General features: G+C 53.2%; 21 protein-coding genes. 15 read left to right on the top strand and 6 right to left on the bottom strand.

The genetic code is table 11. From position 1 onward, the window contains the following. The first annotated feature begins 5 nt into the window (after positions 1–5). Positions 6–773 carry a DnaD domain-containing protein gene (locus tag QMF38_RS04045; protein WP_281758758.1) on the top strand — a complete coding sequence of 256 codons (768 nt, stop codon included), beginning with the start codon at positions 6–8 and terminating at the stop codon, positions 771–773. Positions 774–828: 55 nt separating this feature from the next. On the opposite strand, the gene QMF38_RS04040 is transcribed toward QMF38_RS04045, so the two are convergent. After that, entirely contained in the window at positions 829–1,971 is a 1,143-nt protein-coding gene (locus QMF38_RS04040; RefSeq protein WP_058095111.1) for a D-alanine--D-alanine ligase, read from the bottom strand. Between the two features lie 63 nt (positions 1,972–2,034). Here QMF38_RS04040 and QMF38_RS04035 point away from each other — a divergent pair, with 63 nt between their 5' ends. From QMF38_RS04035 to QMF38_RS04025, 3 genes are all read left to right on the top strand, one after another. Beyond that, positions 2,035–3,408, top strand: a complete 1,374-nt coding sequence (locus QMF38_RS04035) for a UDP-N-acetylmuramoyl-tripeptide--D-alanyl-D-alanine ligase (protein ID WP_281758757.1) — start codon at positions 2,035–2,037, stop codon at positions 3,406–3,408. 215 nt (positions 3,409–3,623) lie between these two features. Next, positions 3,624–3,863, top strand: a complete 240-nt coding sequence (locus QMF38_RS04030) for an RING finger protein (protein ID WP_058095067.1) — start codon at positions 3,624–3,626, stop codon at positions 3,861–3,863. A 215-nt stretch (positions 3,864–4,078) separates the two neighbouring features. Continuing rightward, positions 4,079–5,035 carry an Mbeg1-like protein gene (locus QMF38_RS04025; RefSeq protein WP_281758756.1) on the top strand — a complete coding sequence of 319 codons (957 nt, stop codon included), beginning with the start codon at positions 4,079–4,081 and terminating at the stop codon, positions 5,033–5,035. 19 nt (positions 5,036–5,054) lie between these two features. Here QMF38_RS04025 and csaA read toward each other — a convergent pair whose 3' ends face one another. Further along, a complete protein-coding gene (gene csaA / locus QMF38_RS04020) occupies positions 5,055–5,384 on the bottom strand; it encodes a chaperone CsaA (protein ID WP_058095066.1) in 330 nt (109 codons plus the stop codon). A 140-nt stretch (positions 5,385–5,524) separates the two neighbouring features. On the opposite strand from csaA, the gene QMF38_RS04015 reads away from it, so the two are divergent. Further along, positions 5,525–6,793 (top strand): NRAMP family divalent metal transporter, encoded by a 1,269-nt coding sequence (locus QMF38_RS04015; protein ID WP_281758755.1) that lies wholly within the window; start codon positions 5,525–5,527, stop codon positions 6,791–6,793. A 56-nt stretch (positions 6,794–6,849) separates the two neighbouring features. Here QMF38_RS04015 and QMF38_RS04010 read toward each other — a convergent pair whose 3' ends face one another. Beyond that, entirely contained in the window at positions 6,850–8,115 is a 1,266-nt protein-coding gene (locus QMF38_RS04010; protein WP_281758754.1) for an FAD-dependent oxidoreductase, read from the bottom strand. Positions 8,116–8,262: 147 nt separating this feature from the next. Here QMF38_RS04010 and yjjX point away from each other — a divergent pair, with 147 nt between their 5' ends. After that, positions 8,263–8,790, top strand: coding sequence for an inosine/xanthosine triphosphatase (gene yjjX / locus QMF38_RS04005; RefSeq protein WP_281758753.1), 528 nt, complete (start codon positions 8,263–8,265; stop codon positions 8,788–8,790). Positions 8,791–8,893: 103 nt separating this feature from the next. Here the strand turns inward: yjjX and glnA are convergent, their stop codons facing one another. Beyond that, positions 8,894–10,315: a type I glutamate--ammonia ligase gene (gene glnA, locus QMF38_RS04000; RefSeq protein ID WP_058095063.1), complete on the bottom strand. Its 1,422-nt coding sequence runs from the start codon at positions 10,313–10,315 to the stop codon at positions 8,894–8,896. Positions 10,316–10,708: 393 nt separating this feature from the next. Between glnA and QMF38_RS03995 the strand changes: the two genes are divergently transcribed. The 4 genes from QMF38_RS03995 to QMF38_RS14740 all read left to right on the top strand — a co-directional run bounded on the left by QMF38_RS03995 (position 10,709) and on the right by QMF38_RS14740 (position 14,197). Then, the gene (locus QMF38_RS03995) at positions 10,709–11,461 is read left to right on the top strand and encodes a phosphocholine cytidylyltransferase family protein (protein ID WP_281758820.1); all 753 of its coding nucleotides are present in this window, start codon (positions 10,709–10,711) and stop codon (positions 11,459–11,461) included. Continuing rightward, the gene (locus QMF38_RS03990) at positions 11,454–12,188 is read left to right on the top strand and encodes a CDP-alcohol phosphatidyltransferase family protein (RefSeq protein WP_281758752.1); all 735 of its coding nucleotides are present in this window, start codon (positions 11,454–11,456) and stop codon (positions 12,186–12,188) included. Before QMF38_RS03995 ends, QMF38_RS03990 begins: the two co-directional genes overlap by 8 nt. 35 nt (positions 12,189–12,223) lie before the next feature. Continuing rightward, positions 12,224–13,606, top strand: a complete 1,383-nt coding sequence (locus QMF38_RS03985) for a cobyrinate a,c-diamide synthase (protein ID WP_281758751.1) — start codon at positions 12,224–12,226, stop codon at positions 13,604–13,606. 117 nt (positions 13,607–13,723) lie between these two features. Continuing rightward, complete coding sequence (locus QMF38_RS14740; protein WP_309298689.1) at positions 13,724–14,197, top strand: TolB family protein; 474 nt, start codon at positions 13,724–13,726, stop codon at positions 14,195–14,197. Here QMF38_RS14740 and QMF38_RS14735 read toward each other — a convergent pair. Beyond that, positions 14,194–14,322: a hypothetical protein gene (locus QMF38_RS14735; protein ID WP_309298688.1), complete on the bottom strand. Its 129-nt coding sequence runs from the start codon at positions 14,320–14,322 to the stop codon at positions 14,194–14,196. The genes QMF38_RS14740 and QMF38_RS14735 overlap by 4 nt on opposite strands. On the opposite strand from QMF38_RS14735, the gene QMF38_RS03980 reads away from it, so the two are divergent. Together QMF38_RS03980 and QMF38_RS03975 are read left to right on the top strand one after the other, a co-directional pair. Next, on the top strand, positions 14,323–15,516 hold the full coding sequence (locus tag QMF38_RS03980) for an alpha/beta hydrolase family protein (RefSeq protein ID WP_309298687.1): 1,194 nt from the start codon (positions 14,323–14,325) through the stop codon (positions 15,514–15,516). A gap of 160 nt (positions 15,517–15,676) precedes the next feature. Continuing rightward, positions 15,677–16,867, top strand: a complete 1,191-nt coding sequence (locus tag QMF38_RS03975; RefSeq protein WP_281758750.1) for a 4-hydroxybenzoate 3-monooxygenase — start codon at positions 15,677–15,679, stop codon at positions 16,865–16,867. A gap of 4 nt (positions 16,868–16,871) precedes the next feature. Here QMF38_RS03975 and QMF38_RS03970 read toward each other — a convergent pair whose 3' ends face one another. Further along, positions 16,872–17,657, bottom strand: coding sequence for an IclR family transcriptional regulator (locus QMF38_RS03970; protein ID WP_281758749.1), 786 nt, complete (start codon positions 17,655–17,657; stop codon positions 16,872–16,874). A gap of 220 nt (positions 17,658–17,877) precedes the next feature. Between QMF38_RS03970 and QMF38_RS03965 the strand changes: the two genes are divergently transcribed. From QMF38_RS03965 to QMF38_RS03955, 3 genes are read left to right on the top strand one after another with little or no spacing between them, the layout of a single operon-like run. Further along, positions 17,878–18,690 (top strand): DODA-type extradiol aromatic ring-opening family dioxygenase, encoded by an 813-nt coding sequence (locus QMF38_RS03965; RefSeq protein ID WP_281758748.1) that lies wholly within the window; start codon positions 17,878–17,880, stop codon positions 18,688–18,690. A gap of 60 nt (positions 18,691–18,750) precedes the next feature. Continuing rightward, positions 18,751–20,187, top strand: coding sequence for an aldehyde dehydrogenase (locus tag QMF38_RS03960; RefSeq protein WP_281758747.1), 1,437 nt, complete (start codon positions 18,751–18,753; stop codon positions 20,185–20,187). 13 nt (positions 20,188–20,200) lie between these two features. Further along, positions 20,201–21,010: a 2-keto-4-pentenoate hydratase gene (locus QMF38_RS03955; RefSeq protein WP_281758746.1), complete on the top strand. Its 810-nt coding sequence runs from the start codon at positions 20,201–20,203 to the stop codon at positions 21,008–21,010.

The raw sequence follows: 21,010 nt of genomic DNA, 5'->3' as shown, positions 1-21,010 counted from the left end.
CGCAGATGCAAACATCGGGTCGGCATATTGCGAACGGCGACTTCTTAAGCACCCCCTTCGTGGCAGTACCATACGATCTGCTCACGACACATGCGCACATTGGCTTGCATGCGCACGAATTGGTCGTGCTCTTGCAGATCCTGGCCAATGGTCAAGTTCGGGGTACCACCGAACTCTCGCCGCAGGATTTGGGAGACCTCTGTGGTATGTCGAGCAAAGAAGTGATGGGCTGTGTCGAGCGGTTGGTGTTAGAGGGATACCTTGCAATTGGCGAGAAGTTCGATGAACACGGAGCGCATGTCACCTATTTTGACTTGCAGCCGTTATGGGACAGAATTCGCGGTAAAACCTCGAAGAAGGAGGTTCGCCAGTTCCGCAAAGACCCTCTTACATTGTTTGAAGAGGAGTTCGGCAGGCCGCTTTCGGCAATGGAGTGCGATCAACTGCGTACTTGGCTTGGCGAAAACGGTTATCCAGAGTGGCTGGTCATCGAGGCCTTGAAGGAATCCGTACTCGCCAATAAGTATAGCTTTCGTTATATCGATCGCATCTTGTTTGACTGGCAACGACACAATATCCAGTCGCGTCAAGATTTAGATAACTATCGACAACAGTATCGGGATAAGGCCGTACGAAGTGAAGCCGATTCCGGGCGCAAGTCGGTTGGATCGAGGAATAAGGCCGCAGCGCCTACGAAACCAAAGTCAGCGGATCGCGAACAGGTGCGCGACGAGAGGTATGCAAACTTCTATCAGTTGTTTCCGGACGGCTGATGGTGTAAAAAAGGCTGGTACCGAGAACAAGGTACCAGCCTTTGCGTTATTCGCGTTACCGCGTTTCATCGCGCTTTTCGTACGTGTGGATGGTCTGTTCGCGCTCGGCATGTCGTTCGAGCGCCAGCTGAATCAGATGATCGAGCAGTTTACTGTACGACATGCCAGTTGCTTCCCAGAGTTTGGGGTACATGCTGTAGCGGGTAAAGCCTGGCATCGTGTTGATTTCGTTGACCAGCACGCGGCCGCTTGCACGTTCGATGAAAAAGTCGACTCGAGCCAAGCCTGAACAATCAATGGCCTGGAACGCTTCTACGGCATAGTGTTCAACCTGTTCTCGTTGTTCATCCGTCAAATCGGCAGGGATAATGAGCTTGGAATTGCCGCCCACATACTTGGCTTCATAGTCATAAAACTCATTGGAAGGGATAATCTCACCGGCGACCGAGACCATCGGCGCATCGTTGCCAAGCACCGCGACCTCGACTTCGCGCACATCCAGTCCTTGTTCGACAATGATCTTGCGGTCGTACTGGGCCGCCAACGCAATCGCCTTCGCCAATTCCTCGCGTGACTTCGCTTTCGAAATGCCGACGCTGGAGCCGAGATTTGCGGGTTTCACAAAGCAAGGGTAAGCGAGCTGCCCTTCCACCGTGTCGAGCAATTCTTCTGGGTTTGTGCGCCACTGACTACGGGTGCAGGCAACATATTGAACTTGGGGAATCCCAACGGCTGCGAACATTTGCTTCATGGCGATTTTATCCAGGCCGACGGCGGAAGCTAAAATGCCTGCACCGACGTAAGGAACGCCAACCAACTCCAGCAATCCTTGAATGGAGCCATCTTCACCGTATGTGCCGTGTAAAACGGGGATAGCGACATCAATTTCGTTGACAAGCGCTGGCGGTAACAGATCTACAGAGCGAGTCGCGGAGGCCGGAGTCAAACCGCCGATGGTTGAGTTGATATAGTTTTTGGGCAATTGTGTCGTTGTCCCCTTGCTCTCAACAGCAGCCACTTGGGCGGTTTCCAGGGCTTTCATAGCGCCTTTCCCAACCTGCCAGCGCCCGTCTCTCGTGATACCGATGGGAATAATGGTATACTGAAGAGGATCTAGGGCATCCATTACAGACTTCGCGGACTGCAGGGAAACCTCATGCTCTCCCGATTTTCCACCAAAAATCACGCCAACTTTCATGCGTTTGCCTGACACGAGCCGCAACTCCTTTGGTTTAAATGAACTTGCGAAAGGAATGGACGTATGACACCCATTTCCGTTGAAGAACTGTGCCGTCTGCTCGCGTGCGACGACGTGGCAGGTGCCTCAAGTGCGTTGGTGACCGGTATTGCCGTCGATCACCGCGAAGTGCAACCTCAAGACGCGTTTGTCGCATTCGTGGGGCAGCGCGTCAATGGCCACCAGTTTGTCGAAGACGCGTTTTCTCGCGGAGCCAGTGTAGCGATTGTGACAGAAAACGTCAAGGCCGCCGGCGGCTCCATCCTGCGCGTGCGAGATGCACTTTTGGCTGTACAGATGATGGCTGAGCACGAACGCCAACAGTTCTCGGGTCCCGTTGTCGGCATCACGGGCAGCAACGGCAAGACGACGACAAAAGAGATGGTTGCTGCGGTACTTGGCGCGATGGGGGATTGTCTGTTCACACCGGCCAACCGCAACAACGAATTGGGCTTACCCCTAACCATTCTACAGCGGCAAGCTCGACACCGTTCCATCGTTCTTGAGATGGGGATGCGTGGATTCGGGCAAATTCAGCGTTTATGTGAAATTGCACAACCCACAATCGGCGTGATCACGAACATTGGGTACAGTCATATCGAATTGCTTGGCAGCCAAGAGGGCATCGCCAGGGCAAAGGGGGAACTGCTCGAGGCTCTGCCCGAGCACGGAAGAGGCATTCTCAACCGAGACGATCCGTGGCTTTGCCGAATCGCATCCAAATCGCGAGCTCCTATCACATGGTATGGGTTTGCGGAGGACGCGGATGTCCGTGCCGACGATGTCACTTGGGCGGAAGACGGCATGCATTTTCGCGTACACTGGCGTAACGAAGAACGGTCGTTTCACATCCCGACTTTTGGACTGCACAATGTCGCCAATGCGCTCGCCGCGATCGCGGTTGGTCTTACTGTCGGCCTCAGTCTCAACGATATGGTCGCGCCGCTCGCTCGCGTCGAGGCGTCGACGGGGCGTTTGCGAATCCTGAAAGGGACTCGTTTGACCGTGATCGACGACTGCTACAACGCAAGTCCATCGTCGATGCAAGCGAGCCTTGAGGTATTGCAGCACATTGCACCGCCAGGTCAACGCGTCGCCATCCTTGGCGATATGTACGAACTTGGCGATCACGCCGAATCCGGTCATAAGGAGGTCGGGGAGGCAGTTGGCAGGTTGGGCGTCGATAGGCTTTTGGCAGTGGGGAAGATGGCGCGCTGGATGGCGGAAGCCGCCACTGCTGCTGGCGTCCCGCACGTTTTGCATATACCGACGGTGGAAGGTGCATTGTCGGCGCTTCCGTCATTCTTGCCTGAGGAGGCGACCGTTTTGGTCAAGGCGTCCCGTGGCATGCAGTTGGAACGCATAGTTGCAGCATTGTCGCCAGAAGTGCATACGTAATACAAAACGGCCTCATGGCGAGGCCGTTTTGTATTAAATATATCGTGTATCGAATGATAAGGATAAATATGGATTAGGAGTCATAAAAGATTAACAAAAATTCTGTATATGTTCGTCTGTTTTTTCGATAAACTAGAGATATACAACTCGGTGTCTGCAGCGTTCAAATTTTCGCCTGGTTTTCGATGGTTTTGGCGATATAGGGGGAATGCTAGATGGTCACCTGTCCGATTTGCAATGAGTTGCTTCAGGAACTCACATCGGTACATTGCATGACGCGTCACGGCATGACCAAGTCGAGCGTCATTGCGCAATACGGCAAACCCAAGCGCCTGTTTCTCACGTTTGCTGCCGATAGTACTGTCGCCACGCCGACCATCAGTCCTCGCGATTTCCTCGATTCTCAACTACTTTCTGATCGCCTCCTTTCAAAGACACGCAAATTTCATATATAGCAATAGCATGATGTGCACAGACGGTACCCGAATATCCCTCACGGTCGATTCGTCGCTTCATGACAGATCGGCCATCTTTGTGTTTATACGGGTCGACATATGGAAAACTTTATTTTGGATGGTGTATCATGTGTGCCGTCTTTTTGTCGGACAACATGTGGTATACTGTGACACGTGGCATACGGGTACAGGAAAGTGAGGAGTGGAACGAGCGCATGAAGTCCGTATCGTATTGGAAACGCCTGCTGGCGTTTAGTGTGGCGTCTGTGCTGCTCGTCATCCCATTTCGTTTTTTAACCGTCAATGCTGTCGTCAAGTCGATGTCAGAGCCGGATGTCCATGTGGATGCGGATGCAAAACTGCAGCAAACGGACGGCATCTATGACGGTGTATTGATGAAGATGACCGATTTGTCATATTCGAACCTCGATGCATATGTAGGCGATTCGTTGCTCACGCTCGAAGACCTGGCGGCTGTCAAACAAGGTCCACCAGGAATTTACGAGCAAGTCGATAAGGTCAATCAAATCGACTGGCATCTTCCTTACACTCAAGCGAATCGTTTCTTTTTTTCCGATCTCGCTGGGTGGAAGATTCTCGATGTCGATGACTTAGAAGCAAGCGCAGGTTTCTACGCCGTCGCATTTCAACGAGGAAATACCGTTGTGATTGCCTATCGGGGAACCGACAACGTCATGGATTTGGTTGCTGACGCTGGGATTTATTTAAGTGTACCGAATATGATTGAACAACTGCAGCCAGCAGAACAATTTTTTAAGCAAGTTTGTAAAGAGGCCAATGTTCCTTCTGGAGATGTCATTTTGACCGGACACTCGATGGGTGGATGGCTCGCCCAAAAAGTATACTTGGACGATCAGAATGCATATTCCAATTGGAAAATAGCTGGAGTTACTGTGTTTAACTCGATTGGTACAGGTTTTCGTCCCAAATTACAAGAGGCGTCAGTCGTCAAGGATTATCATTATGATGGCGATGTGTTCAGCCATTATGGATCATCCCTTGGCGTTGAAATCGATATTCCTAATCCGACCCCAGACGAATCGGTGTATGACCGTCACCAAATGTATGATTTCTACGGTTACTTTTATCCCGGTTCGCCGTCGTCGACGACCGTCGCGACGGGGGCGGAACATAGCAAGACCCCGATATAAACCACGAACCCCTATCGGCTTAAGCGATAGGGGTTCCGTTTGGTACAACAGTGTCTGGTCGGAGCAAAACGACGTCACCATCCTCTGGAATGCCGCCAAGCACCAATACCTCCGAGACAAAGCCCGCAATCCGGCGGGGCGGGAGATTCACAATCGCTACAACTTGCCGACCTACCAAAGTATCTGGATCATAGCGGCGCGTAATCTGCGCACTCGACGACTTCATACCAATATCGCCGAAATCAATTCGCAATTGAATGGCTGGCTTACGCGCCTCTGGAAAATGCCGAGCTTCCACAATGGTTCCAATACGAATGTCCAGCTTTTGAAAATCGTCAATTGTCGTCATGTTTTCGCCACCTCACATAGTTGACTATTGTAATCAAGTTTCTAGTTAGGTTAGACTAACTACAGTATCAAGAACATACAAACCTTCGACATTCAATATCATAAACCAACATCATGCCGCGATAGCAAGGAGTCATCATCATGAATCATACAGAATCACTCGTGATATCGCAGGTCGCGTCGAAACATTCACGGGCGCGGCGTTTCTTGCGTATGCTCGCCATATTTGGGCCTGGTGTCATTGTCATGCTGGCGAACACGGATGCGGGGTGCATTATCACGGCCGCGCAGTCTGGAGCTGAATGGGGCTATTCCATGGTTCTCCCACAGCTCGTCCTGATCCCAATCGTATATTTGGTTCAGGAAATTACGGTGCGCTTGGGTGTCATCACAGGGCAGGGGCACGGGGAACTCATTCACAAGCACTTCGGTCGAGGGTGGGCGTGGATTTCGGTCTCCACTCTGTTCCTTTCTGCCATCGGCGCACTGGTGACCGAGTTTGCCGGGATCGCCGGGGTGGGAGAACTGTTTGGCATTTCACCTGATTACACGGTTTCGGTAGCGACCATTCTGCTGATTGCACTAGGCCTGACTGGAAGCTACAAGCGCGTCGAGCGGATCGGTATCGCTATGGGCCTTTTTGAACTTTTGCTCGTTCCTGCGGCTATCATGGCTCATCCATCCGGGCATTCCTTACTGCGAGGACTCGCGACCATTCCAATCGGCCACTCAAGCTACATGTTTCTACTTGCAGCGAATGTGGGTGCTGTGATCATGCCGTGGATGATTTTTTATCAACAATCGGCTGTCGTCGATCGGCGAATGACTAAAAAGCACCTCAAGCTCGCAAGGGTGGATACGCTCGTCGGATCGATTTTAACGCAAGTGGTCATGATTGCCGTGGTCATCATGATCGCGGCGACGGTGGGGCGCGTGAATCCTTCACAACCACTGTCGACGGTGACGCAAATTTCACACGGTCTGATGCCGTTTCTTGGGCCTGTCGGAGCGAAGTTGATTTTCGGTATGGGCATGCTTGGTGCAAGCTTTGTCGCGGCGCTCGTCGTGTCTCTGGCTGGTGCCTGGGGGATTGGCGAGGTCACAGGCATTCGTCACAGTATGAACGCGAAGTGGCGTGACGCCAAAGGCTTTTACACGATTTACACCTGCGCACACATCGGCGGTGCCATCCTTGTCTTTAGCGGCATCAACCTGATCAACTTGGCAGTCGATACAGAAGTGATGAACTCGTTGCTGTTACCTATCGTCTTGGGATTCTTATTGTTGCTTGAGGCGAAGGCTTTACCTAAAGAATGGAGAATGCAAGGGATTTACAAGCATATCGTGCGCGCAATCTCGCTCGTCATCATGGTGTTTGGCCTTTATATGGGCATCCAGTTGATCGCGTGAGAATGTGGAGATGAATAAGGGGCACAGTGGTCAGAAGGAACTGTGCCCCTTATCCGTTAGACAATGGCGTTTTGTCGAATAAGTTCTTTCCGCACGTCGCGGGCATTCGCCTCGCCGAGCCCTGCATACAGCGCAGCAGCAATACCGGCAGCGTGCCCGGTAGCAAACGCAGTACCCATCACGCGGGCAGAAGCAAACGCAATGCGGTCACAATCAATGACTCTTCCCGCGCACCAGAGATTTTGAACCTGTTTGGCCTTCAGCGAGCGCAGGGGTATCTCGTAATACGACTTATCCTGAATGTGCTTGTAGCGCGCTGCCTCACCAGGTTCGTGAATTTCGACGGGCCAGCCGCCACGCGCGATGGCATCCGGAAAACGGGCTCCCGCCAGCGCTTCTTCGCCAGCCAATCGGTATTCGCCGTCAATGTGCCGCGTCTCCCGCACGCCAATGGCGGGTCCGGTCTGTACGAGAAAGGCGTCTTTAAAGCCAGGGACGTATTTGCGAAATGCATCGAGATAGGCCCACGCCTGGCGGCGTGCAGACATCTCTGCCGCCGTCAAGCTCGCGCTGTCGAGTCCATCCACCCGTTCGTCTGCAAACAATGCAAGCACATGATGGGACCCCGTTAAGCGGACAACCATCCCTCTGTCCTTAGTCAAATCTTCAACGCCAGCGCGCTTTGCTTGCCAAATCGCTGCGGTGAACTGATGCCGGTGGAGTGCGATATCAGGGGAGACCCCGCCAAATTGCATCACGAGCGTACCCGCCTGGACGTGGCCTTCGTCGTCGCCAAAACGCACCTGATTGCCGCAAAATGCAGCCAAGTCGGCCTCTCCACTCGCATCCACGAAAGCCTCCGCCTCAATTCGAAACGTGCCGCCATGCTGAAAGCACGTGATGGAGCGAAGACGCTGCTGACTGTCAACTTCGGCTCCGATAACGGTTGTGTGTAAGCGCGGCGTCACACCAGCCTCCAGCACCAGCTGATCGAATGCATATTTGGTCGTTTCTCCATCGAGCAAAACGATCACGTTGCCGGATCCCGGATTGCGAATCGGCCCATCGTACCGCCCCAAATCCCGCAGTTTCTCGAGAAATCTTTGGCCAATGCCGCCGACCACTTGCAGCAGAGGTTCTTGTTGGGCAAATAAGCCACAAATGGTCAGCACCGAAGAATGTGTAGCCGCACCACCGAAGTATGGATTCTTTTCAAGGAGCAGCGTGTTCGCTCCTAAACTGGCAGCGCCCACCGCCGCCGCCACGCCGGCGCTGCCGCCGCCGACGATGACCACATCGTATCGAAGCGTTTCGGTATTCAACAATCGCAACCTCCTGAGTAGGGAAAACGCATGTCTATCATACCGCAATCTTGGCTTCTCGAATATTGGCTAGACGGGTGTAGAAGAAAGAGAAGCTTGCGCTCGTGCTACAATGATTGATGGTCGAATCAACAAGGGGGAACACAAATGGAAACCAGGGATATATGGAAGATAGCAGTTGGATCGACCAATCCTGCGAAAATGAAAGCCGTTGAGCTCGCCTTTGCAGCCCTTGCGATACCCATTGAGATCGTGTCCGTAGATGTGCCTTCGGGTGTGTCGGCGCAACCGCAAACGGATAAGGAAACCTTGCAGGGAGCACGCAACCGTGCATTAGCAGCGTTGCGGCAAGGACAAGCGGATGTCGGTATTGGTCTGGAGGGCGGTATTCAGCGGACGGAGTGGGGAATGTTCTTGTGCAATTGGGCGTGTGCGATCACGCACTCAGGGCAAGAAGGCCTTGGCGGTGGCTTGAGGCTTCCGCTTCCACGCGAGATTGCAAGCGAATTGGACAACGGCAAGGAACTTGGCGACGTCATCGACACATGGGCCGGAAGGCGCGGGGTTCGTAAGCAGGAAGGAACCATTGGCATTCTGACACAGGGAGCCGTTCGCAGGGCGGACATGTTTCGTGACGCTTTGCTGTGTGCTTTAGCACCTCTTATGTATCGATGAGCGAAGTTATCGCGCATTCGTGAAAGAAGACGGGCCTTGGGCAGAGTAGCAAATCACCCGCCACATGATGGCGGGTGATTGTACACGAGAAGCTCGCTCTAGATTATAGGTCGTAATAGAGTTGGAACTCGTATGGATGCGGACGCAGGTGCATGGGGGCAACCTCATTCGTACGCTTAAAGTCGATCCAAGCGTGGATAAAGTCCTTCGTAAAGACTCCGCCTTCGAGAAGGAATTCGTAATCTGCCTCCAGAGCCTGCAAAGATTCTTCCAGCGAACCTGGAACGCTGCGGATTTTTGCCTTTTCGTCCGCGTCCAACTCGTAGATGTTCTTGTTGATGGGGCCATAGCCAAGTGCCGTCGGATCCAGCTTGCGACGAATGCCGTCGATACCGGCCATCAACATAGCTGCGAATGCAAGATATGGGTTGGCTGTGCAGTCCGGAGTGCGGAACTCAATACGTGCTGTTTTTGGCGAAACGACGGCGACCGGGACGCGAACGGCAGCGCTGCGATTGCCCTTTGAAAAGACCAAATTTACAGGTGCTTCATAACCTGGAACCAAACGCTTATACGAATTCGTACTCGGATTCGAGAAAGCCAGAATTGCGGGTGCGTGGTGCAAAATGCCTGCGATATAGTGAAGGGCGATGTCGCTCATGTTTCCGTAACGGTCTTGTTCAAAAAAGAGCGGCGTATCACCGTCGAACAGGCTTTGGTGAACGTGCATACCCGAACCGTTATCACCGAATACGGGTTTTGGCATGAAGGTGACCGTTTTTCCGTATTTCCGCGCTACGTTGCGGATGATGTATTTATAGGTCATCACGGTGTCAGCCGTACGTGTGAGGGTATTGAAACGGAAGTTGATTTCCGCCTGCCCTGCGGTTGCGACCTCATGATGGTGACGTTCGACGCGAATACCTGCGTTCATCAATTCTTTAACCATTTCTGTGCGGATGTCCTGCTGTGTATCGATAGGAGGGACAGGGAAGTAGCCACCCTTGTTTTTCACTTGATAACCGAGGTTCTTTTCACCATTCCCCGTGTTCCACATCGCTTCCTCGGAATCAACAGCGTAGAAAGCGCCGCGATTGCTCGACTCAAAGCGCACGTCGTCAAAGATAAAGAATTCGAGTTCAGGACCAAAGTACGCTGTGGTCGCAATGCCGCTGGACGCCAGATACGCTTCCGCTTTTTCAGCGATATAACGAGGATCGCGTTCAAAACGTGTGCCATTAGGCTCAAACACATTGCACGATACAGCCAAAGTGGGGGCAGCCATAAACGGATCGACAAATGCTGTCTCCAAGACAGGTCGCATCACCATGTCGCTGTCTTCAATTCCACGAAAACCTTGAATGCTCGATCCGTCGAAGGCGATGCCATTAGTCAACATGTCTTCATCAACTTCAACGGCCGGTATGGTTACGTGATGTTGACGGCCCGGTACGTCAACAATGCGAAAATCGACCATTTCCACATTGTGTTGCTTCATTAGTTCTAAAACGTCGCGCGGTGTCAAAGTTCCACTCCCCCTAAAGAATGAACGTATCTGCATCTGACTGCAAACATTATAGAAACACCAGAGAGATGCGTCAACGCTTTATGTAAGAAAACCTCACATCTAATTGTCAAAAAAACCGTGGTACTTTGTCAAATAAAAGGTTGTCATGACGTCATCACCATGTTGACCGTTCGACCGATTTGCGTCATATTCGACACGAATTACACTTTATCGAAATCTGGCAACCGTAGATTTCGGGTGAACGAATGGCTGCTTAAAGCCGTCTATATTCATTTTGCCTCAAAAATTGAACCTTTTTTGAGGTGGTGTGAATTATAGTAATTTATCGATCTTGTTGCCGAGATAACTAGATAGACAAAACCTGTCGATTCATGGGGGAATCGTTTGATTATGAAACCAATCGCCGTGATCTTGGCCGCTGGGATGTCAACCCGTTTGCGTCCGCTAACGGAGGATCGTCCGAAATGCCTGCTTAAAGTCGGTCCTAAAGCGATTTTGGATTGGCAGCTCGAAGCCTTACAAGCTGTTGGTGTCTCCGATTTAGTTGTGGTCGTCGGGTACCGCAAGGAAATGATTCAAGAACATATCAAACTTCACCATCCGTCATTTTCTGTGCGCTATGTCGAAAATCCCGCGTACGAGCGAACGAACACCTTGTTCTCACTGAAAGAAGCTCTACTCGTGTGGGATGGCGATTTTTACTATATGAATGCCGATGTCGTGTACGACAAGCGGATTCTTCAGCGTTTGCAGGCAGGTATCGATGGCGGGTTCCTCGCTATTGATAAAAAGCAATGTCGCGACGAAGAGGTGAAAGTCGTCGTCGAGCACGGTCGAGTCGCTGAGATTGGCAAACACCTCAATCCAGAACACTGCGAAGGTGAGTTCATTGGTGTTGCAAAATTTACAGGTGACTTCGCCCGCCGTTTTCGGCAGCAGGTGCTGGATCTCGCCGTCGCTGGGAACGAGATGAAGTTCTTCGAGTACGCGCTGGATGCCATGGCCGATAAATCCGATATGATCCCTGTCGACATCACAGGGTTGCCATGTGTCGAGATCGACTTTCCCGAAGACTACGCGTTTGCGACGGAACAGGTTGTCCGGCACTTGGTGGACGCCGAGGAGGAGAACGCGCATGTCTGAGCTTGCAAAGATCAATGCATGCGCCAAACGGCCCATCGATGTCTGGACAAATTACATTTATTATCCGCTGTCGATTCGGCTCGTGTATTTGATTCGCAACACGCGTATTAAACCGAATGAAATTACGCTGTTTTCCATGTTTTTATGTCTGATCGGCTGCGTAGGTTTTGCCGTTGGCCTACGTCCTTATGTTGTTGCTGGTCTCGTCTTCGTTCAGGTTTCGTATGTGTTCGATTGCGCAGATGGTCAGCTCGCGCGTTATAAACAACAGTTTTCGCCTGTTGGCGGCTGGCTGGATCAGGTATCGGATCGGATCAAGGAATTTGCGATATATTTCAGCTTGGCTTATGGTTACACTCGCTTTCACGATCGCGATCTGACAGTGTGGAAATGGGCCGTGATCGCGTTGTTCAGCCTATACTTGCTCGAATATTACGGGCAGATTCACTTTAAGCCGCGAGCGGTCGCGGCAACCCCGGATGGCGCGTTGGCGTCAGCGACAGCGCCCGAGACCGGGCGCATGACCGGCTTTGGGCGGGCCCAGCGCCTTCGGAGTTTTGTGCCGTTTCGCGGCTTTATTATTGGTGAACAATACTTTGCGATGCTTGTCTTTGTGGCTTGTCACGCGATTGTGCCACTGTTCCGCTTCGTCGGGATTGTTGGGTTATTGATGTGCGTATACCGCCCGGCTGTGCAATATTACAAGTGGAGTCGTGGCTATCAGTGATCTGATCACTTGAAGCCAAATTCGGAGGTCACGTGATGAATCGCCCTCGTTTAGTTGTCGCCGGCACCCACAGCGGTGTCGGCAAGACGACGATTGCCATTGCCCTGATGCGCGCATTGTCTCGACGCGGACTGCGCGTTCAGGGCTTTAAAGTTGGTCCAGATTATATCGATCCTTCGTATCACGCGGTCGCAACCGGGCGTGCGGGGTATAACATCGATACATGGATGACACACGCAGATATCGTGCGCGAAATCTTTGATCGCGCCAGCCAAACGAGCGACATCTCGGTCATCGAAGGCGTGATGGGTTTGTTTGACGGCAAGGATCCGTTGTCCAACATGGGTAGCACTGCGGCCGTTTGCACGCTACTTGAGGCGCCGGTGCTCCTCGTCATCGACGCAGCGGCGAGCGCTCGGAGCGCTGCCGCGCTGGTGCACGGCTTTCAAACGTTTGATCCGCAGGTGAAAATCGCTGGCGTGATCGCAAACCGCGTGGCGGGAGCGGGGCATTTTGCGATTGTGCGGACGGCCATAGAGTCTTCATGTGGTGTACCAGTGGTCGGCTATCTACCGACGAACGCAGATTTAACGCTTCCCGAGCGCCATCTTGGCTTGGTTCCTGCTGCGGAACATGAGAGTCTCGACGAATGGCTGGATGGGCTGGCGCTAAGCCTCGAACGGACGGTGAACATTGAAGACGTGTCCCGACTTGCGCACACAGCGAACACGTGGACAGCTCAGGCACCTCGATTATTTGCGGGAGCCGCGACAACGCCGGCGACCAGGATCGCGATTGCACAAGATGAGGCGTTCAACTTTTATTATCAAGAGAATCTGGATTTGCTTCGCTTCTATGGAGCGGAACTGTTGCCGTTTCGGCCTTTGGCAAACGAACCTGTGCCACAGGGCGCACATGGGCTATATCTTGGAGGTGGCTTCCCAGAGGTACACTTGGCGCGTTTGACGCAGGCCGACAAAGCCTTTGCCAGCCTACGTGCCGCAGTGGCAGCGGGGATGCCGGTTTGGGCCGAATGTGGTGGTATGATGTTACTCGCTGACGCCATCATCGATAGGGCAGGAACACGGTTTGCCATGGCGGGTGTGTTGCCGGTGTCTGTAGAAATGACCGAGCGCTTGGCTGGGTTTGGCTATCGTGAGATTGAAATGGCACCGGGGGGGTTGCTCGACGGTGTGGGTGGACAGTTGCGTGGACACGAATTTCACTACTCGCGGATTGCCGCTCGGGATGATAGCCTGGCGCCAGCCTATGTTGTCCGGCAAGGTGAAAACCGACGTCCGGAAGGATTCAGCAAGGGTAGCGTGATCGCCGGATACACGCATATCTATTTTCCGTCAAATCCTAAGATGGCCAAACAGTTCGTGCAAAAGTGTGCATCATGGAATCCTTCGGTGTGATATTCCTCGTCACACTGCTCGGGTTGTGATGTTGTTGTGCTAGAATCAGAGCGACAGTGAAAATTCACGGCGTGTGTGCTCCGAATATCCTTGGGGCCGCCGCAGGAGGTCGTTCTGATGATTCAGATACCCAAGCCAGACGCAGAACAACTTTTTCGTACGTACTCCATCACATCGTTTGCCGTCAGCAAGGACGAGTCGCGCATCGCGTTCTCGACAAACCTGAGTGGCAAATATAACGTGTGGGGGATTGATCTCGGTCAGCATTACCCGTATCCGCTTACGACACAAGACCAAACGCCGGCGTACATACGCTTTGATCCGGTGGGGCGCTATGTACTTGTTGGATTTGACAACGACGGCGACGAAAACGTACAAATGTACCTTGTGTCACCCCACGGCGGTGCGTTGCAACCCATTCGTACGGCTCCGGGTCGCCGCCATTACCTCGCATCGATTTCTAACGATGGAAACCGCATCTACTATTGTTCCGATAAGGACAATCACATGTATCTAAACGGCTATGTGTACGACTTGGAAGCGGATTCAGAAACGACTTTATACGAAGGTGCGAAAGCGCCGACATTTTAGCCGATGTCGCAAAAGACGAATCGAGCTTTGTCACGTTCTCGACCTACGCCAACACCTACGTGGTGGCCCATGTACATGAAGGTGACCAACGTCGGTGTTTGACACCAGATGAGGGCGTCGTTCATGTGGTCTCCTCCTTACAATATGTCGGACGGCAAATTGTTTTCACGACGAATTACGGCGAGGATGACGCATATGTCGCACGTTTCGACTTGGATACAGGGGAATTTGAAAAGGTGTGGAAACCGGAACGGGGCGGCGCAGAGCAACTGGTTGTCCACGAACCAGCGAACGTGGCCTATGTCTCGGTCAGTTATGGCGTTCGGGATGCGTTGTTCCAGATCGATCTGAGGAACTTTGAGGCCACGCCGATTGCCTGTCCCGCCGACGTGATCGCCGAGATGCACATTGGGGAGAGCGGTGCCTTGTACGTGCGCGCGATGCGCGATATTGCACCTTCGAATTTATACGTGCGCAAGACGGACGGTTCGTGGACGTCGTTAACCGGCAATCGCGTGATGGGTGTTGCTGAATCAGAGTTAGTGCCGGCCGAGGTTGTCCGCTTTCCATCGTACGATGGTTTGGAACTTGAGGCTTTGTGGTTTCAGGCTAACCCTGCGGTCGCCAACGGATATACGGTCGTCTGGCCGCATGGCGGGCCACAAGCGTCCGAACGCAAGACGTTTCGTCCGTTTTTCCAATTTCTATTACTCCGCGGCTACAACGTATTTGCGCCGAACTTTCGTGGGAGCAGCGATTATGGCGCGAAGTTTATGAAGATGGTCGAGCGCGATTGGGGAGAAGGTCCTCGCTTGGACATGGTCGCGAGCATAGAGTGGCTGATTCGTCAAGGGATGGCGGACAGAAGCCGGCTGTTTTTGGTCGGCGGCAGTTATGGCGGCTACATGACTCTGCTTTTGCACGGTCGCCATGCGGATTACTTCCAAGCCTGTGTCGACATCTTTGGGCCATGCAATCTGATCACATTTGCCAAATCGGTTCCAGACCACTGGAAGCCCATGATGAAACAGTGGTTGGGCGATCCGGACGATCCGGCGGATCGTGAACGGTTGATTCAAGATTCGCCGATTACCTACCTAGACGGCATGACGAAACCGATGCTTGTCATTCAAGGCGCGAACGATCCACGCGTCGTCCAGGCCGAGTCGGATCAAATCGTTGCGGCTCTGCGCAACCAAGGCAGAGAAGTCGAATATATCGTCTTTCCTGACGAGGGGCATGGCTTCATGAAAAAGGACAATGAGATTGCAGCGTACAAGCGCATTGTCGACTTCTTAGATGAACATCGCTGCCCATAATAGGGGCTCAGGCGCGATCGCTACCGATCGCGCCATTTTTCAAAAAAGTGTTCCGGATATAGAAACATTATGGTTGGGCTGTGTAGGGAGGAGGGGTATAGTCTCTGTTGGAAGCGCTTTCTATGATGAGCGCCGCAAGTGCCATAAGGAGGTACTGTCTTTGCGAACACAGGTAGCCATCATCGGTGCAGGCCCTGCTGGGTTGATGCTGTCCCATCTGCTCGCGCGGGACGGCATTGCGTCCATTGTTTTGGAATCGCGTACACGGCAGGCCATTGAAGAGACGATTCGGGCAGGTGTATTGGAACAGGGCACCGTCGACTTACTACACGAGCTTAAGTTGGCGGATCGAATGGAACAAATCGGAGAGCGACATGGGGGCATCGAGTTCCGCTTCCGTGGGCGCGGGCATCGGATTCCGATGCGCGACTTGACGGGTGGCAAAGAGGTCATGATTTATGCTCAACACGAGGTGATTAAGGATCTTGTGGCGGCGAGAGTGGAACAGGGTGGCGAGATCGTGTTTAGTGTGAGTGACGTACAGTTGCACGATCTCGATACAGATAGGCCACGGGTATCGTTTCGACGTTCACCAGAAGCACCGACCGAGTTCATTGAATGCGATTTCATTGCTGGGTGCGATGGTTTTCATGGCCCGAGCAGAAGGAGCATTCCTGAGAACGTGCGGACGGAGTACCACAAAACGTTCCCGATGGGGTGGCTTGGCATCTTAGTCGAAGCTCCGCCGTCGAGCGCGGAATTGATTTACTGTAATCACGATCGCGGCTTTGCACTGGTCAGCACCCGTTCGCCTGAAGTACAGCGCATGTACATTCAGGTCGATGCGCAGGACGATATCGCCAATTGGCCGGACGAGCGAATTTGGTTCGAGTTGCGATCTCGCCTCGCAACCGAGGATGGTTGGGCGCCGATTGAAGGCCCAATTATTCAGAAATCCATCGTTGGGATGCGCAGCTTTGTCTGCTCGCCGATGCAGTATGGGCGCCTGTTTTTGGCCGGGGACGCGGCTCACATCGTGCCGCCGACAGGTGCCAAGGGATTGAATCTAGCCGTCTCGGACGCACGCGTGCTGGCCGCCACGATTGGTGAGTTCTATCAAGACAGTCGTACAGACTTGTTGGCGAGGTATTCGCAAATCTGTTTGCGTAGAGTCTGGAAGGCGGAGCGGTTTTCTAACTTCATGACACAACTGCTACACCGTTTTCCGGAGCACTCCGCATTTGAACGAGAAATTCAACTGGCCGAGTTGGACTACATGACATCGTCCGTCCACGGCCTTTCAACCATAGCCGAAAATTACGTTGGTTTGCCAATTGAATGGGGTACCTGATGCGTCAACGGGTTCGTTCGTAATACCCGAGCCGATGCGAGATTTCCTTGCTGATGGACACCAGCGTCTTGGCCAGCGATTTCATTTTTTCGGGCGTAAACCGCGCAGCGGGCCCGACCGCGGTGACAGCGCCAATGACCTGCCGCGTGTAATCTCGTACTGGGGCGGCGACGGAGTGAACACCTTCGCGCAATTCACTTTGGCTAAACGCGTACCCGTCTTTCCGAATTTGGGACAAAAGCTGCCGCAGTGTGTCGGGATGGGTAATGGTGTTTGGCGTCATTGGGCGCAACCCGCGCCGGATGACCTCGTCAATCACGGTGCTGTCCTGGTAGGCGAGGATGACCTTGCCCGAACTGGTGCAGTGCAAAGGATTTTTTCGGCCAAGGTGCGTGGCAATCTGCACTGGGTGCTTGCACTCCAGCTTGCTCACATAGACTGTCGCGTAATCTTCGAGCACTGCAAGATGGACGGTTTCGTCAAAGCGATTGACGAATTCCTCAAGGAGATGTTGTCCTTCCCGGCATATTTCGAGATTCGACATAATGATGCCACCCAGGCTGAGGACGGAAAGTCCCAGGCGGTATCTGTGCGTCTGTTCATCGCGCCGTACAAATCCTTCTTCGGCGAGCGTCGTCATGACGCGGTGGACAGTGCTTTTCGATAATCCGAGCTTATCCGCTATCTGCGTGATACCAAGTTCCGGCTCTTCAGGAGTAAAGCATTTCAATGCGTGCAAAGCATTTTTTAGCGATGACAAAGTTCTATAGTCTGCCGCTTGACGCTCCATGATGGTGTCCCTCCTCGAGGACGGATAGAATTTTTGGCATTCGAGCTTTTGAGACATGAGGTTCGCGTTGTTCCGCATAGAGAAACAAGATTGTATTGTAACCGTTTGCCTAGTGCTACGATCAATGCGAGGCGTTACACCGAAGCGTCGCGTCGCGGCACAAGGACGACCATTGCTGTCGGTTGGCTACACCGATATGTGAAAAAGGGAGGAAGTCGCCATGAGTCTTGAATTGGCGATGATCACGCCGCACACACCGCGCATTTGCCATCGGGATCGAATCCCTGAATTTCAAAAACCGATGGTGGAGGCCATGTTGAAATGCGCTGACATCATCGATGAGATCAACCCAGATGTCATCGTGCTCATCTCGTGTCACTGGATGTCTAGCTTCATCCATTATGTCGACATTACGCCTTCGCATCAAGGCGTTTTGACCGCAGTCGAGTGCCCGGATTTAATTACCGACGTTGCATACAATCACCCTGGACACCCGGAGCTGGGGCGTCAGTTGGTGGAAGCAGGGAAGGCTGCCGGACTTCAGGTTGTTGGGATTGATGATCCGACCTACATCTGGGACTACGGCACCGTTGTGCCACTTCGTTATTTGCTCAAGCGTCCCGACATCCCGGTTGTGGATTTGTCTGTCTGCTGGGCGGCTTCACTCGACGAGTCGATTCGATGGGGCGAAGTGATGGGGGAAGTATTCCTCAACAGCCCATTGCGTGTCGTATTTCTCGCCAGTGGCGCGCTTGCGCACAACCTCGGTCGGGGGCCGGAACTGTGGCCAAACATCACAGAGCAGGCGCTTGACCGCGAGTTTTGCCAATACCTTGTCAACGGAGACAAGGCTTCGGCGGTTTCTATGCTGCCATCGTACGTGCGAGCTGCAGGCGTCGAGTCTGGAGGGCGGCACGTCGCAGTCTTACTTGGCGTGCTGCGCAAGCAGTTTACTGGAGAACTGCACGGTTATGGTCCGTCATCGGGATCGGGTAATCCTGTTCTCACGATGCGTTATGCAGACGTTGTCTGATTGGTTTTCGGCGCATTCTATTTTTGCAATCACAACACGAACACAGGTGAGGGAGAACATATGGAAAAGGTATTGCATTTTATCGACGGCACATTTTGCGAGTCGCAAGACGGCCGCACATTTGACAATTTCAACCCAGCAACCGGTGAAAAGATCGGTGTTGTTGCGGAAGGTGGCAAAGCGGAAATCGATCAGGCTGTCGCCGCTGCACGCCGAGCGTTTAAGACGTGGGGCAAGACATCCGCGGCAGAACGAGCTGCCATTATGCATCGGATCGCCGATTTGATCGAAGAAAATCTGGATGAATTGGCTCTTCTCGAGACGACGGACACCGGCAAGCCGCTATCACTGGCAAAGAGTCTCGACATCCCACGATCGGCCTACAATTTTCGTTTTTTTGCCGACTTTGTGAAAGGCATGAGCACAGAGGCGTTCGAAATGGAGGGCGTCGCGCTGAACTACGCCCTGCGCCGACCAGTCGGTGTGGCGGGCCTTATTTCACCGTGGAACTTGCCTTTGTTTTTGTTGACATGGAAGGTTGCGCCGTGTTTGGCTGCAGGCGATACCTGCGTGATCAAGCCGGCCGAATTGACGCCGATGACGGCGACGAAATTGGCTGAAATCTGCCAAAAGGCAGGTGTGCCAGATGGCGTTGTCAACGTTGTGCACGGCTTCGGCCCAGACGCTGCCGGATCTGCCTTGACCGAACATCCAGATGTCGATCTGATCTCGCTTACGGGTGAGACGACGACAGGCAAAGCCGTGATGAAATCTGCAGCTTCGTCGCTCAAGCGCCTATCTTTGGAACTCGGCGGCAAAAACCCGAACATCGTCTTTGCGGACTGTGATCTCGAAGATGCTTTGACGACGACGATTCGCTCCAGCTTTGTCAACCAGGGTGAAGTGTGTTTATGTGGCTCGCGCATTTATGTCGAGCGTCCATTGTATGACCGCTTCGTCGCCGGGTTGGTCGAGAAGACCGCACAACTCGTTGTTGGCGATCCGCTTGATCCAAACACGAACGTGGGCGCTCTTATCTCTTTCGAACACCTGGAGCGCGTCGAAGGATTCGTGCGACGTGCGGTCGAACAGGGCGGCCGCATCCTGATTGGCGGTAAGCGCCCTGAACATCTGAAACACGGTGCGTTTTTCGAGCCCACCATCATCGTCGACGTCGACTCTGAGTGTGAAATCACGCGTCAAGAGGTCTTTGGTCCTGTTGTGACCATTCAACCGTTCGACACAGAAGAAGAAGTCATTGCCATCGCCAACGACACAAATTACGGCTTAGGGGCTACCATCTGGACGTCCAATCTGAAGCGGGCACATCGTGTCGCTGGTGAGATCGAAGCGGGCGTGATTTGGGTGAATACATGGTTCTTACGCGACCTGCGCACGCCTTTTGGCGGCATGAAACAAAGTGGTATCGGCCGCGAGGGCGGAGTACACAGCTTCGAGTTCTTCTCAGAATTGAAAAATGTCTGCATCAAGTTGTAACGGGGTGATGGTGATGTCGGTATTTCAAATGGAAGATTTGGCGGCTGAACTGTTTGCGGCGGAGCGTGCGTTGCGCACGATCCCGCCGTTGACAGAACGATATCCCGACATGTCGATGGAAGTTGCGTACCAAATCCAATTGCTGAATGCCCACAAGAAGCAACAAGCTGGCGATCGCGTCGTGGGTCATAAGATTGGACTGACGAGTAAGCCGATGCAGCGCATGCTCGGCGTCAACGAGCCCGACTTTGGACATCTATTTGCCTCGATGCAGTACCGTTCTCGCGACATTGTCGACTTTCCTCTGATTCAACCGAAGGTTGAGCCCGAACTGGCGTTTGTGCTGGCAGAGGATCTACCAGGGCCGCATGTCGACGCTGATGCCGTCTTGCGTGCGACACGCGCTGTCGTACCTGCGCTCGAAGTTATCGACAGTCGAATCGCCGACTGGAAAATTCGTTTGGCAGACACCATCGCAGACAATGCATCGGCTGGTTGTTTTGTATTAGGGGACGAACCGACGCCGGTTGGTGATGCCAATCTAACGACCTGTGGGGCAGTGCTCAAAGTCAATGGCGAAGTCGTGGAGACTGGGGCGGGAGCCGCTGTGATGGGGCATCCGGCAATTGCGGTGGCCTGGTTGGCGAATAAGTTGTCGTCTTTGGGCACGACCTTGCGTGCGGGCGACATTGTGCTCTCTGGTGCGGTCAGCGCCGCAGTACCCGTGCGGTCCGGCGATCATGTCGCACTTTCCTTCGGCCGATTGGGGCGTGTCGAATTCACCCTGGCCAAGGCGAACTTGTCTGAGTCTTCATGGGGGTGA

The sequence above is a fragment of the Alicyclobacillus hesperidum subsp. aegles genome (genome assembly GCF_027923525.1).
GTDB lineage: Bacteria > Bacillota > Bacilli > Alicyclobacillales > Alicyclobacillaceae > Alicyclobacillus > Alicyclobacillus aegles.
Note: the sequence above shows the minus strand (reverse complement) of the source record. Positions and strands in the feature narration are given on the sequence as shown.